Source organism: Salinigranum rubrum, from assembly GCF_002906575.1.
Classification (GTDB): domain Archaea; phylum Halobacteriota; class Halobacteria; order Halobacteriales; family Haloferacaceae; genus Salinigranum; species Salinigranum rubrum.
Map to the genome: position 1 here is coordinate 3,866,755 of NZ_CP026309.1, position 13,632 is coordinate 3,880,386.

The 13,632-nt window shown below is 69.8% G+C and carries 13 protein-coding genes and 1 pseudogene; 3 read left to right on the forward strand and 11 right to left on the reverse strand.

Annotation, left to right across the window (positions count from 1 at the left end; all coding sequences use genetic code 11):
* Positions 1-12: 12 nt before the first annotated feature.
* The 7 genes and pseudogenes from C2R22_RS19030 to C2R22_RS19060 form a co-directional block, all read right to left on the reverse strand.
* Positions 13-405: a hypothetical protein gene (locus C2R22_RS19030; protein WP_103427164.1), complete on the reverse strand. Its 393-nt coding sequence runs from the start codon at positions 403-405 to the stop codon at positions 13-15.
* Between the two features lie 46 nt (positions 406-451).
* Entirely contained in the window at positions 452-637 is a 186-nt protein-coding gene (locus C2R22_RS19035) for a hypothetical protein (RefSeq protein WP_103427165.1), read from the reverse strand.
* A 68-nt stretch (positions 638-705) separates the two neighbouring features.
* Positions 706-2,428 (reverse strand): annotated as a pseudogene (locus C2R22_RS19040) (hydantoinase B/oxoprolinase family protein).
* Positions 2,421-4,466 (reverse strand): hydantoinase/oxoprolinase family protein, encoded by a 2,046-nt coding sequence (locus C2R22_RS19045; protein WP_103427166.1) that lies wholly within the window; start codon positions 4,464-4,466, stop codon positions 2,421-2,423. The pseudogene C2R22_RS19040 and the gene C2R22_RS19045 overlap by 8 nt, the downstream one beginning before the upstream one ends.
* Positions 4,467-4,633: 167 nt before the next feature.
* The gene (locus C2R22_RS19050) at positions 4,634-5,815 is read right to left on the reverse strand and encodes an MFS transporter (protein ID WP_103427167.1); all 1,182 of its coding nucleotides are present in this window, start codon (positions 5,813-5,815) and stop codon (positions 4,634-4,636) included.
* 62 nt (positions 5,816-5,877) lie between these two features.
* Positions 5,878-7,635 carry an archaeosine synthase subunit alpha gene (arcS, locus tag C2R22_RS19055; protein ID WP_103427168.1) on the reverse strand — a complete coding sequence of 586 codons (1,758 nt, stop codon included), beginning with the start codon at positions 7,633-7,635 and terminating at the stop codon, positions 5,878-5,880.
* Positions 7,636-7,899: 264 nt separating this feature from the next.
* The gene (locus C2R22_RS19060) at positions 7,900-8,268 is read right to left on the reverse strand and encodes a hypothetical protein (RefSeq protein WP_103427169.1); all 369 of its coding nucleotides are present in this window, start codon (positions 8,266-8,268) and stop codon (positions 7,900-7,902) included.
* Positions 8,269-8,380: 112 nt separating this feature from the next.
* Here C2R22_RS19060 and C2R22_RS19065 point away from each other — a divergent pair, with 112 nt between their 5' ends.
* Positions 8,381-8,674, forward strand: a complete 294-nt coding sequence (locus C2R22_RS19065; RefSeq protein WP_103427170.1) for a hypothetical protein — start codon at positions 8,381-8,383, stop codon at positions 8,672-8,674.
* A gap of 84 nt (positions 8,675-8,758) precedes the next feature.
* On the opposite strand, the gene C2R22_RS19070 is transcribed toward C2R22_RS19065, so the two are convergent.
* Together C2R22_RS19070 and C2R22_RS19075 are read right to left on the reverse strand one after the other, a co-directional pair.
* Positions 8,759-8,992: a hypothetical protein gene (locus C2R22_RS19070; protein WP_103427171.1), complete on the reverse strand. Its 234-nt coding sequence runs from the start codon at positions 8,990-8,992 to the stop codon at positions 8,759-8,761.
* A 9-nt stretch (positions 8,993-9,001) separates the two neighbouring features.
* Positions 9,002-9,826, reverse strand: a complete 825-nt coding sequence (locus C2R22_RS19075) for a M48 family metallopeptidase (protein ID WP_103427172.1) — start codon at positions 9,824-9,826, stop codon at positions 9,002-9,004.
* Between the two features lie 118 nt (positions 9,827-9,944).
* On the opposite strand from C2R22_RS19075, the gene C2R22_RS25700 reads away from it, so the two are divergent.
* Both C2R22_RS25700 and C2R22_RS19080 read left to right on the forward strand, forming a co-directional pair.
* Positions 9,945-10,088: a hypothetical protein gene (locus C2R22_RS25700; protein WP_173862820.1), complete on the forward strand. Its 144-nt coding sequence runs from the start codon at positions 9,945-9,947 to the stop codon at positions 10,086-10,088.
* Positions 10,089-10,632: 544 nt separating this feature from the next.
* Complete coding sequence (locus C2R22_RS19080) at positions 10,633-11,073, forward strand: pyridoxamine 5'-phosphate oxidase family protein (RefSeq protein WP_103427173.1); 441 nt, start codon at positions 10,633-10,635, stop codon at positions 11,071-11,073.
* A 28-nt stretch (positions 11,074-11,101) separates the two neighbouring features.
* Here C2R22_RS19080 and tgtA read toward each other — a convergent pair whose 3' ends face one another.
* Positions 11,102-12,580 carry a tRNA guanosine(15) transglycosylase TgtA gene (gene tgtA, locus C2R22_RS19085; RefSeq protein WP_103427174.1) on the reverse strand — a complete coding sequence of 493 codons (1,479 nt, stop codon included), beginning with the start codon at positions 12,578-12,580 and terminating at the stop codon, positions 11,102-11,104.
* An 85-nt stretch (positions 12,581-12,665) separates the two neighbouring features.
* Entirely contained in the window at positions 12,666-13,529 is an 864-nt protein-coding gene (locus C2R22_RS19090; protein WP_103427175.1) for a transcription initiation factor IIB, read from the reverse strand.
* Positions 13,530-13,632: the final 103 nt, after the last annotated feature.

Consider the following 13,632-nt stretch of genomic DNA (forward strand, 5'->3'; position numbering starts at 1 on the left):
GCGGCCGCCGGGTCAGCGCTTCCCGAAGCGGATGCCGTCCTCGACGAGGCGGTGGTTGCGCTCGCGGTCGATGTGGCCCGAGAGCCAGTCGTGCTCGTGTATCTGGAGGATGAGGTCGGCCTGGAGGTTGCGCCAGGCGATGGCGTAGATGGGCGACTGTCCCCACGCCCGCAGTTCGGGGACGAACTCGTCGTACCGTTCGAGGTCGTCCTCCAACCGTTCGAGGACGTCGACGGCGTACCCCGCGGCCTCGGACTCCGACTCGGCCGAGTCGATGGCCCGGTTCAGCCGCGTCTCCAGCCCCGCGACCGCCTGCTTCATGTCCTGTGCGGCGTCCCCCTCGCTGTCGGGCAGCGAGTCGAGTATCTGCTGGGGGACCCCGATTTCGACGTGGTGGTCGACCATGTCCGTCGAAGGGTCGAGAGCGACAAAAAGGTGGGTATCCCGTCCCTCACTCGGGGTCGGTCTCACGCTCGCCGTCGCCGCCCGCGACGAACGCCCGGAGGTCGGTACCGCACTCCCGACAGAGGAGTTCGCGGAGCCGTCCCTCGGCGTCGAGGACGTCGACCGCGCTGTAGACGTCGCCGGGATCGATGGCCGCGCCGCAGCGTCGACAGTAGTGAGTCCGACGGACCACGCCGACGGGAGGGGCGCGGCCGTGAAAAAGAACCACCCCGTTTGCCCCTCGCGCGCGCGTCTACGACGTCAGTCGAGCAGGTCGAGCGCAGCCTCGACGAGGTCGGCTCCGTACTGCGACCGCGCGGCGGATTCGGTCACCTTCCCGAATCTGAGATCGGCCGCCAGCGCAGCCGGGTCGCGCGCGCGCGGCGGGCCGTACCCGCCCGCCCCGGGCGTCCGGAGGCTCACGGTCGTCCCCGGCGAGAGGTCGTGGGTCGACTTCCCCGGCAGGCGCGTCTCCTCGCGCTCGCCGTCGTCCGGGTCGATCCGGTAGGCGGAGCCCGGGTCGCCGCCCCCGCCGCCGGCGAGGCCGTACGGCGCGTGTCGCTGGCGGTCGGCCAGCAGCGAGAACGTCGCCGTGTGGTCCCGTACCGAGATGTCGCGCCGAAGACCGAGACCGCCGCGGAACTGCCCCGCGCCTCCGGAGTCGGGGCGGAGTTCGTACCGCTCCACTCTGAGGGGGTAGGCGGTCTCCAGCACCTCGACGGGCGTGTTCATCGTGTTCGACATGTGGACGTGGACGCCGTCCATCCCGTCCTTTCCCTCCCGCCCGCCGAACCCGCCGCCCTGCGTCTCGTAGAAGGCGTACGGCGAGCCGTCACGGGGGTCCGTCCCCCGAACGTGACGTTGTTCATCGTCCCCTGCGACCCGCGAGGACGCGGGAGACGTCCGCCTCCGCCAGCGCTCCGAGGACGACGTCGGTCACCCGCTGGGAGGTTTCGAGGTTGCCGCCGACGACCGCCGCCGGCGGGTCGGGGTTGACGATGCTCCCCTCGGGCGCCTCGATGGTGATGGGGCGGTAACAGCCGTGATTCGGGGGAATCGAGGGGTCGGTGACGCAGCGGACGGCGTAGTACGTCGCCGATGCGGTGACGGCGAAGACGGCGTTGATGGGGCCGGCGGTTTGGGGGGCAGTTCCCGAGAAATCGACGGTGACCGCGTCGCCGTCGACCGTCACCGCTGCCTTCACCGGGAGGTCCTCGTTCCCCTTCCCGTCGTCGTCGAGGACGTCCTCGAATCTGTACTCCCCATCGGGAAGCGCCTCTATTTCGGCGCGCATCCGCCGCTCGGAGTAGTCTTTGATCTCTTCGAGCGCCGGGCCGAGCGTGGCGCCGTACTTCTCGGCCAGCGCAGCGAAGCGACGGCGGCCGGTCGCGTTGGCCGCCTCCTGCGCGCGGAGGTCGCCGCGGCGCTCGTCGGGGGTCCGGACGTTCGCGAGGATCATCGAGAGGACGTCCTCGTCGACTGTGCCACCCTCCGAAAACTTCACCGGCGGGATGCGGAGGCCCTCCTGGTAGATTTCGGTCGAATCCGCCGCCACGCTTCCCGCACGGGAGCCGCCGATGTCGGCGTGGTGGGCGCGGTTGGCGGCGTACGCGACCACCTCGCCGTCGACGAACACCGGGGAGACGAGCGTGAGGTCCGGGAGGTGTGCGCCTCCCCTGAACGGGTCGTTCAGGAGGACCGAGTCGCCCGGTTCGAGCGTCTCCGGCGGGTAGCGGTCGACCGCCGCCGCCACCGAAAAGGGCATCGCGCCGAGGTGGACGGGCATGTTCTCCGCCTGCGATATCATCTCCCCCTTCGCGTCGAACAGCGCGCACGAGCAGTCGCGCCGCTCCTTGATATTCGGGGAGTAGCCGGTCCGAACGAGGTTGGCGTTCATCTCCTCGGCGACGGCGATGCAGGCGTTGCGGATGACTTCGAGCGTGACCGAATCGACTCCCTCGCTCCCCTCCGAGTGCTCACGCATCGGGCGTCACCTCCACGACGAGGTTGGCGTCGGCGTCCACCTGCACGCGCTGGCCGGGGTGGACGACCGTGGTCGACTCCCGGCCCTCGACGACGGCCGGTCCGTCGAAGCCCGATTCGGGCGGGAGGCGCGTCCGGTCGTAGACGGGGGTGTCGTGTGGCTCCCCGTCGTACACCACGCGCCGTGTCTCGACGCGGGCCTCCGCGACCGACCCCGCCGCGTGCTCGGGTCGGAGGTCGGGCGTCTCGACGACGCCGCGGGCCCGAAGTCGAAGCGTGACGAGTTCGACCGGTTCCTCCCGATAGGCGTGGCCGTACCGCTGTCGGTGCTGGTCGTGAAATCGCTCCCTGACGGTCTCGAGGGCCGCGTCGTCCACGTCGACGGGCGCGGGCACCGAGAGTTCGAACGACTGGCCCGCGTAGCGGAGGTCCATCGACGGCTCGAACTGCATCCGGTCGGGCGAGAGCCCTTCTGCGTCCAGTTGCGCGCGCCCCTCGTCGACGAACGACGCGAACGTCGAGGCGATCTCCTCGGGGTCGACCGTGTCGAGGCGGCGGACCCGCGAGGTCGAGTGGTCGTAGAGGGTGTCGCTGATGAGCAGTCCCAGCGCGGAGAGGACGCCCGCGGTCCGCGGCACCAGGACTCGAGGGATGTCCAGTTCGGCCGCGAGTTTCGGCGCGTGCAACGGGCCCGCACCGCCGAAGGCGACGAGGCCGAACTCCCGGGGGTCGTAGCCGCGCTCGACCGAGACCACCCGGAGCGCGCGTTCCATGTTCGCGTTGGCGACGTCCAGAATCCCCTGTGCGGCCGTCTCGACGTCGACGCCGAGGCCCTCGGCGACGTGGGTCTCGACGGCGCGCTCGACGGCTTCGGACTCGGTGTCGAGTTCGTTCGCGACGAACGCCCCGGGGTCGATCCGGCCGAGGACGGCGTGGGCGTCCGTGATGGTCGGACGCGTGCCGCCGCGGCCGTAACAGACCGGACCGGGGTCCGCCCCGGCCGACGCGGGACCGACGCGGAGCGCTCCACCCGAATCGATCCAGGCGAGAGAGCCGCCGCCGGAGCCGACGGTGTGGATGTCGATGGTCGGCACCGAGACGGGGTACTCGCCCACCTCGACGTCGGTCGAGACGACGGGGTCGCCCCCCTCGACGAGCGAGACGTCGCAGGACGTCCCGCCCATGTCCATCGTGATGACGTCGTCGTCTCCGAGACGAGAGGCGACGTAGGTCGCGCCCTGGACGCCCGCCGCCGGTCCCGACAGGAGCGTGTTCACCGGGCGCTCGCGGGCGGCGTCGGCCGTGATGATGCCGCCGTTCGACTGCATCACCTTCAGCGGGGCCGCGACCCCCTCCGCCCCGATTCGGTCCTCCAGTCGGCCGATGTAGCGGTCCATCACCGGCTTCAGCGCGGCGTTCAGCGCCGTCGTCAGGGTGCGCTCGTACTCGCGAATCTCGGGGAGGACCTTCGACGAGAGCGAGAAGGAGGCGTCGACGCCTTCCTCGCGGAGCAGGTCGCGCACCCGCCGCTCGTGGGTGTCGTCCTCGAACGGGTACAGCAGCGAGACGGCCACGCTGTCGACGTCGGAGAGGTCGGACGCGAGCCGTCGGACGACCGCTTCGTCGAGCGGTTTCACCACGTCGCCTCGCTCGTCGAGACGCTCGGGCACCTCGAACCGCCGGTGGCGCTCGACGATGGGCGTGGGCTTCTCCGCCTGGAAGTCGTAGATGTCCGGACGGGCCTGCCGGCCGATTTCGAGGACGTCGCGGAACCCCTCGGTGGTGACGAGGGCGGTGTCGGCCCACTCCTCCTCCAGGACGGCGTTCGTCGCCACGGTCGTCCCGTGGCCGAAGTAGGTGACCTGCTCGGGAGTGAGGCCGTCGCGCGCCTCGATCTTTCGGAGCCCGTCGATGACGCCTTCCTCGGGCGCGTCCGGCGTCGACGGCGTCTTCGAGACGCGGATTCGCCCGCCCTGGATGGTGACCAGGTCGGTGAACGTCCCGCCGATGTCGACGCCGACGCGAACGTCACCGCTCATCGCCAGGCCCCCGTCTGTCGGCCCGTTCAGTCCGGTACGCCACCCGTCCGACCCCGCAGACCGTGGCGACCGCGCCCACGCGTTCGTGACGAACGATAATCCGCTCGGTTGTCATAGGTTGACAACCGCTGACGCATGTAAATAGTTCACGTCCCCGGTCGGTACGCTCACCTCCTCAGTCGGCGTCGGAAGAGCAGCCCTCCGACGAACGCGAGGACGTTCAACACGCCGAGCGCGAGGAAGCCAACCCCGTAGCCGCCGGTGGCGTCGCGCGCGGCACCCGTCGCCGCGGGGAGGACGATGGAGCCGACGTTGCCGGCGGCGACGACGACAGCGAGGGCGGCCCCGTCGCGCGGTGTCGCTCTGGCCGCCACGGCGTACACCGCGCCGAACGGGAGCGACACCGCGAGCATCGCGACCACGGGAAGCGCGACGACCAGGGACGGGGGGAGCGGCGCCGCGAGCGCGACGAACCCGGCGGCCGCGACGGCCGTCCCCCCGAGGATGACCGTCGCGTCCGTCAGCCACTCGTCCGCGGCGGCCCTCCCGCCGAGCCACCGCCCGAGGGTCGCGACGAGGAGCACCAGCGCGCTCAGCGGGCCGGCGACCCCGAGGTCGGTGTAGTACGCCGTCACGAACGTCGACAGCGTCACGAACGAGCCGATGATGGCGACGTAGACGAACGCCGCGATGAGGACGACCGGGTGGGTGAGCACCGAACTCCGGTCCCCGTCGCCGTCGGACGAGGGCGACCCACCTCCCTCCCGCACGGGCGGCCGCGTCTCCTCGTCGTTCCGACCGCGAGTCAGGAGCGCGAGCGCGGGCAGCGCGAGCAGCGCGCCGGGGGCGTGAATCGGGCCGATACCCGGCGTCGTCGTGGCGACGTCGACCAGTCGGGGCGTGACGAGGAATCCGACGGCACCGCCGAGCGTGAGGAGCCCGCCGTAGAGGCCCTGCTGTCGCGTCGTCGCCGTGCCGGCGTGGAGTCGCGCGAGTTGGGTCGCGCCGACGCTGAGGACGAACCCGCCGACGACGCCCCACACCCCGCGGAGGACGACGAGCGCCGGAAACGAGGAGACGAGGTCGAGACCGACCGCGAAGACGACGTGCAGGACGAGCGCCCACCGGAGCAGCGACGCCGTCGTGTGGGTGTCAGTGAGCCGCGAGGCGAGCGGCTGGGCGACGACGAACGCGCCGAGCGCGGCGCTGGTCAGGAGTCCGAACGAGGCGAAGTCGATTTCCAGTCGGGTGGTGAGCGACACGGGCACCGCGGCGTACGCGAAGATGACGTACCCGAGCGAGACGGCCGCGGCGTGCGGGGCGAGTTCGAGTCGACGCGTCGGCGTCACTCTCGGTCCGTTCCCGTCGTCGGCTTCGTGAGGGCCGAGCCACCGGCAGACGGACGGCGCACCTACGTCTCCTCGACGTGGCGGACCTCGACGGCGATGCCGCGCGTGGAGTCACACATCTCGGGGCCGGACATCTCCGCGCGACCCACGCCGAACGCCTTCGGCCCGCTGACGACGACTTCGTCGCCGACGCGTATCTCGTCGGAGGCGTCGACCACACCGGGCGCGAGCACCGACCCGTGGGGGACGAAGCCGTCGATCTCGACGGTTTTAGTGGGGGCGTCGCTCTCGACCCAGCGCCGCGCGCCCGCGAGCGTGAACGCGAGCATCCCGTACTGCGGGACCATCGTCGCCCACTGCTCGCCGTCGGTGTCCCTGACCTGTAACTTGGGGTAGCGCGCCGTCGTCCGGAACGTCCCCGCTTCGAAGAGTTCGTCGCCGGCACCGTCGCCGAACATGTAATCCGCGATGGCCCGGACGGTGTTGTGCTCCCGCGTCCGCTTCCGGTAGCTCATCTCGCCGTCGAGCGCGTCGCGGAGGTTCGCCAGGGACTCGGTGGTGGTCGGGTGGTCGACGACGGTGTACGTGAAGTCGAGGTCGAGCGCGTCTTCGACGCGTTCGCAGACCGCCCGGTAGCCTTCGTCGGGGACGTGTGCGATTATTTTCGGGTAGGCGTTCCGTTCGAGGTACCGTTCGAGAACCCTGGCGACGAAGCCGATTTCGTCCTCGCTCCACCGTCCCGTCACCACGGAGTCGTAGTGCTGGGCGGGGTAGGTGAGTTCCAGTTCCTGGGGGACGACGCCGATGGGCGACGTCATCGACACCAGGTGCGCGCGGAAGTTGATGGCGTCGTGGAACTGCGCGTGCGACTGGGACTCGCTGTAGGGTTTGCGCGCCGAGCACGGCACCAAGACGAGCGGGCGGTCGAACCGGTTTACATAGCGCGAGGTCACGCGGTCGGCGAAGCGCTGAATCTCGACGCGCCGGAGGGTGTCTTCGGTCGCCGACAGGAGTTCGGCGTCGCGGATGACGGGGGTGTGCTCCTCGACGAAGCCGTACTGCTGATCCAGAAGTCGAAAGGCGGCCGTACACCACGCCTCGTGGCGCGCCTGCCCCTCGACGTAGTCGCGCAGGCGGCCGTCGTGGATTCGGCGGCGGACCCGCGCGAGTTCGGCGGCGAGCGCGTTGACGTTGTGCGTCGCGCAGTCCCCTCTCGTGAACGACTCGCGGCCCCCCTGACAGGCCGGACAGGAGCAGGGGAGTTCGTCGAGGTCTTCGAGGAAGTACTCGTCGTCGGTCGTCAGGTACCGGCCTTGCCGACCCTTGACTCGGGCGAGTTTGCCGTCGACGAGGTCTACACCCGCGTACACTAAGGCCGCGACGTTCGCGGGCGTGGCGACGCCGGCGAGGTAGAGGGCGGTGTCGGCGGGCGTGGCCTCTTTGACCGCGCGAACCGCGTCGACGAACGCCGACGCGTGGCCGACGACGCCAGTCGCGTCGGCGAGAACGTACGCGTCCGCGCCGTAGTCCGCGGCCGTCTCGCTCGTGACGACGGCCGCGCTCGGGAAGTCGACGTCGGGGTAGTCGACGGCGAACGACTCCTGGACCTCCCCCCTGGTGCCGGCGGGGAACGCCCGGTGGGGGAGCACGGTGAGCGCGTCCTCGCTCCCCTCGGGCGTCGTGCGGGCCTCGTTCCAGAGGCTCCCGGCGTCCTCGATCGTATCGTCGGCGAGCGTCGGGGTCGTCACGGGCGTAGAGAGACGGAGTTCGCCGACGCGCGCGGCCCCGTCGCGCGCGTGAACCTCGAAGTAGTCGGTCATAGTCGCCGTCGGATGTGGAGGGAGAACTATCTTTTCTTCTGGTCGTCCGAGGTCGTGGCTCGGCTCTCTGGAGGCCGCGTGGAGACGGTACTGTGATGACGCCGACGGTGTTCACCGCGAACGAGGCCGCGGAGTCGCCAGGGCGGTGAACCCACAGCCTCCCATCGGATTCCTTCGTGACCTCGCTTCGCTCGTTCGGTCCACTCGGTCGTCCCTCGCGCGTTCGCTCGCTCTCACGCGCCACCGCTCACCCGTTCGACGCCATTACGCCGCCTGCCCGCGGTTGAGTTCGACGGTTCCATCCCCCGCGACGAACACGTCCAGTTGGTTGAACCACGTCTCGGGGCGGAACTCCCGCGCGAGTGCCACCTCGCCGTCGACCTGTACCGTCACCCGATACGGGTCGCCGCTCCCGCCGTCGGGTGAGAGGTCGGCCACGCGCTCGAACTCCCCGGCAGCGACGTCGACAGTCTCGGCGACGCGGAGTCGCTCACCGCGCACGACCCACACCGTGACCGTGTGCGAGACGTCGTGTTCGTTGACGGCGAGCATCGTCACCGCGTCGCCAGGGCCGCCGGTACAGCCCGCTGTCGTGACGAGGGCGCAGGCGGCGAGGAATCGTCGGCGGTTCACACCCACACGGTGGTCGCTCGCGGGAGAAAAAATCGGCTCCATCGGGACGCTCCGTGGGGGACGGACGCCGCGGACGCCCACCTCTTTAGGCCCGGAGCGAAACGTACGCCCGATGCCCTCCACAGTCAGCGACGTGCTGTTCAGCGAACCGTCCGGCCGCCGCCACGCAGCAGTCATGTTCTCCGGCGCGCTCGTCTTGCTGAGCCTCTACGTGTATTACACTCTGTTCGGCGAGTCCGCCTCGCTCGGCGGGGTCTTTCTGATGGTCGGCTGTGCGCTGTCCGGCCTCGCCGAGTCGCTGCCGAAGGAACGACGGCGGACCGCCGGCGTCCTCCGACTGACGGCGATGTTCGTGCTGGTGTGTCTGCTCGGTGCCGTCGTCTTCGCTCCCGAACTCGTCGTCTGAAGCCGGGAGGAGATTCACCGAGAGGTACCGTGGTGCGACGAGCGGACCTGTCGAGCGAGGCGCTCGGTTCGTCGGCACCAGAGACTACCCGAGCGCGACCCACCCGAAGTAGAGACCGAATCCGAGCATCGTCCCGCCGAGCGCCTGCACGAGCCGCCGGGTGGGAAGCGAGACGCCCGCGTCGTCGCCGTACTCGCCTCCCCTGTCGGAGGGGAGCCGCCCCGCGGTGTGCACGCGAATCACGCTCTCGGGCGCGGCGACGAGGACGAGGCCGAGTCCGACGCCGAGGACGGCCGCGAGCAGGGTACGGAGGTCCATCGCCGTGTTTCAGGTGCGCAGTCGTTCGATGCGCTTCTCGACCGGGGGGTGCGTCGCGAACAGTTTCGCGAGGCCGCGCCCCTCGCCGAAGATGCAGAGGGCGTTCACCTTCGCGTCGACCGCGCTCTCGTCCACTCGCTCGTTCCGTCGGCTGATCTTCTCCAGCGCCGTCGCCAGCGGTTCGCCGCTGCCGACCTCCTCGGCGGCGTCGGCGTCGGCGACGTACTCCCGATACCGGGAGATGGCGAAGACGAACAGCATCACGAGCAACTGCGTGATCTGACCGACGACGATGGCCAGGAAGAAGTCCGCGAGGTCGTTGTCTCCCGTGAGGAGGACGGCCCACTGAGCGACGATGGCGACGATGGAGGCGACGCCCTGTCCGAGCACCATCATCACGACGTCGCGGTTGCGAATGTGCGCGAGTTCGTGTGCGAGGACCGCCTCGACCTCGTCGGGTTCGAGCCGACGGAGGAGTTCCTCGCTCACGACGACCGTTCCGTTCCCTTTCCGCCCGACTGCGAAGGCGTTCGGGACGCCCATCCGCGCGATCATCAGCCGCGGCTTGTCGATGCCCATCTCCCGCGAGAGCGAGTCGACGCGGCGGTGGATGTCGGAGTAGCGGTCCTCCGGCAGGTCCTCGGCGCCGACGCTCCGCAGCGCCATCCACTTCCCGAGTTTGTACTGGACGGCGACGAAGCCGACGCTCCCGAGGAGGACGAGCCAGACCGGGAACCCGAACGCGCCCATCGCGACGACGGCTGCGACGGCGTAGAACGCGAACAACGCCGAGCCGACGACTGCCATCCGCGCTTTGAGACCGAGGTGTCGCATCTGTGTTCGCCCCTCGCCGATTGTGACACTAAGGTTCGGCGGTCTCTCCCGAGCAGGGATGTCGCGAGAGTGCGCGTCGGAGCGTGGACTCTTGTCGGTCGACGCCCTCTCTCCACCTATGATGCCCCCGCTCCTCCGCCGGTGTCCCGACTGCGGGTTCGTCGGCCTGTCCCGGCGGTTCGTACGGTCTGAACCCGAAGTCGTCACCTGTCCCGTCTGCGGATTCCGGTTCGAGACGGTCGACCGGCCGTGGCTGCAGTGAGTGCGTGGGCGGGTGTGTCGTGTCGCCGTGTGGGAGTGCAGGTGAGGGACGTCGCCAGGAGTTTGTTGGCTGGCGTCCTCGGTCGGTGTGAGGAGAGCGAACACGCCGCACAGTACACGGGCGCGGTGAACCGCAGCCTCGACCCACCCCAACGAGGTACTCGCGCACAGAGGCGCTCGCGACCGCTCGCGCGAGGTCTGCGCGAGAGAACCGAACGAACGGCTCGAAGCGACGCAGTCGCTTCGGTGGACGAGTGAGCGAGTAGCGCGGGACGCGGAGCGTCCCGCTGGCCATGCGGCGCGGGCGCGGCCGCACCGCAGACGCTCACGCCAGTCGATCCTCGACCGCCTCTCGTCCCCCTCGACACGGTCGAGACCCCCACACTGAACACCGGGACCCACACTGAACACCGGGACCCACACTGAACACCGGGACCCACACTGAACACCGGGACCCACACTGAACACCGGGACCCACACTGAACACCGAGACCACCCCCACCGGCGCCCCCGGTGTTTTTGCGCTTCCCACCCAACCACGGGGTATGAAGCTCACGGGGACCTGGGACCGGGAAGCGGTCGACGACTTCCTGACGACGACGGTCCCCGTCCGCCTCTCCTGTCGCACACCCGAGGACCGCCTCTGGATGCTCTCTTTGTGGTATCTCTGGGAGGACGACGCGCTGTGGTGCGCTACCGGGCGGTCGGCGGACGTGGTCCGCTATCTCGAACACCGTGACGAAGTCGCGTTCGAGGTGTCGACGAACGACCCGCCCTATCGTGGCGTTCGGGGGCGAGGCCACGCCACCGTCGACGCCGACGAGGACAAGACGCTCCTCCGTCGTCTCCTCCAGCGGTATCTCGGCGGGACCGACTCGGCGCTCGCAGCGCGACTGCTCGACCCCGAACGCGACGAGGTCCGTATCAGAGTCGACCCTGTCAGGATGCACAGCTGGGACTACTCGGCGCGAATGGACGACCGCTGACACGCCCGGGCCCGCACTCGTCTCGTGCTCACTCGGTGTCGACGACGCGGTTTCGAAGCGTCACGGAGTCGGGAACGAGCACGAGCGCCGCCGCGTCCCAGTCGTCGTGGGCGAGCGTGAACGCGGCGTCGGGGTTCCCCTCGACGAGCCGCGTCACGCCCCGTGCCGCCGCCTCCTGGGCCGCGCTATCCACTCGTTCGGGCGTCTCGGCGGTGAGGGGGTACACGTCGGAGAGTTCCCGCGGGAACGGGCCGAAGGGAGGGAGGACGCGCCAGACGTGGTCGTACGCCTCGGAGCCGCCCTTGCCCTCCGTGAGAAGTACCTCACCGGTCACGGGGAGTCGGTCGAGCCGCGCGTGGTGACGGCGGACCTCGGGTCGGCGGGCACTCTCGGTCGAGAGGTAGAAGAAGGCATCCTTCGAGACGTGGTCCTCTCGCTCTAACTGGTCGGCGTGGGTCAGAAGCGCCCGGTAGCCGTCGAGCATCGCGGGGTGGCCGCGAGCACGCGCCTCGACGAGTTCGAGGAGGTTGCCTCCCCTGATGGCCTGTTTCACCCGTCGCAGTTCGCCGAAGGAGACGTGGAGGTTGTGCTCAGCGAGGAGGCGCTCGCGCTCGGCGTCGTCGCGGGCGCGCAGGTCGGCGGGCGCGTGGGTCGCACAGACCGGACACTCACACGGGAGGTAGTCCAGGTCGGCCAGGTGCTCCGTCCCCCGAACCGTCAGGTAGCGGTCGTCGCGGGCGTAGAGGGCGTACGCCGCGGAGTCGAACAGATCACAGCCCATCGCCGCGGCGAGCGCGAACATCATCGGGTGGCCCGCGCCGAAGAGGTGAACCGGCGCGTCGACGCCGAGGCCGCGCTTCGCGGCGGCGACGACGTCGATCATCTCCGCGTATCTGTAGGAGTTCATCAGCGGCACCACCGCCCCGACGGGGAAGACGTCGAGGTCGGTCGCGTAGGCGTTCCGTGCCGCCTCCTCGCGGAGGTCGGGGTGGGTCGACCCCTGGACGGGCGCGTTGACGAGCATCTCGCCCACGTCGACCGCCTCCGCGTCGGCGAGCGCCTGCTCCGTCTCTCGGAGTTCGCGTTCGGCCTGCTCGCGGGAGACGTCCGGCGGCGTCGGGATGTCGACCGGAGTCCCGATATCCGAGCCGATATCGCGCTGGAACTCGACGATCTCTCGGGTGGTGACGTCGATTTCGCCGTACTCGGCGAGCTGGAACGAGCCCGAATCGGTGACGATGGCACCCGAAAAGTCCAGCATCTCGTGGAGCCCCTCGTCGAGCGCGCGCTCGCGGAGTCCCTCCGTGGAGCGGATGATGTAGGAGTTGGTGATGAGCACCTGCGCGTCGAACTCCTCCTCCAGCCGCGCGGGAGCGACGGTCTCGATGTTCGGGTTGATGACCGGCATGAGCGCCGGCGTCTCGACCGTCACGCCCGCGCGGGGGACGGTCAGTTCGCCGATACGCCCCGCGACGTCGGTGTGGCGGAGTTCGAAGTGCTCGCGCATCTGGTCTCCGGTGGGGTACTGGTGGGTGTAAGGGTTGTGTTTGGCCGGTTCCCCACCCCCTCGACGGCCACCGAGATACCCACGGCTACTCCTCGCGGAGGTCGGTGTACGTGTTCCGGACGGTCACGGGCGTGACGTCGGCGACCGCGGCGGCCTCCGCCTGCGTCACGTCGTCCCCGCGGTCGCGCGCGGCCGTGTACAGACAGGCCGCAGCGACGCCGCTGGGGTTGCGACCCGAATCGAGCCCGCGATTGCGGCACGACGCGGCGTACTCGCGGGCGCGGCGTTCGGTCGCCTGATCGACCCCGAGCGACGTCGCGTACCGCGGGATGTACTCGGCCGGGTCGATCGGTCCGGTCGGCAGGCCGAGTTCGCGATTCAGCGCGTCGTACGCCGCGCGCAACTCGTCGCGTTCTGCCCGTGCCTCGGCGACGATTTCCTCGACCGTCCGAGAGACGCGCTGGGTCCGGCAGGCCGCATAGACGCACGCCGCCGCGAACCCTTCGAGCGACCGCCCGCGGACGATGTCTTCGCCCTGCGCCGAACGGAAGAGCGTCGACGACATCTCGCGGATGTGCGTCGGGAGCGAGAGCCGCGACGTCAGTCGACGGATCTCGGTGAAGACGTACACCTGGTTTCGCTCGCGCTTCGTCGATATCTGCGCCCGGTTGTGCTGGACGCGCATCCGCGCGAGTCGACGCCGCTTGCGTCCCTTGACGCGCGTCGACCGCCCGATTTCGGTCGAGAGGCCGCGGTCGTGCCGCGAGCGCGTCAACGGTGCGCCGGTCCGCTCGCGCGATGGACCGTCCGCGAACGACCGCCACTCCGGCCCGTGATCGATGTGGTCCGCGGCCACGACCAGCCCACACTCCGCACAGACCGTCTCGGTCGCGTCCGTGTTCAGTCGTCCGTCGCACTCGGGGCAGCCCGCCTGGTTTCTCGTGCTCATATTCGAATATCGGGGGCGATCGAATATTTAAACACGGGAGGAAACGCCGTTAAATCCGCTCTGCGCGCCGTTTCAACGTACCGGTGACCGGTACGTACCCTCC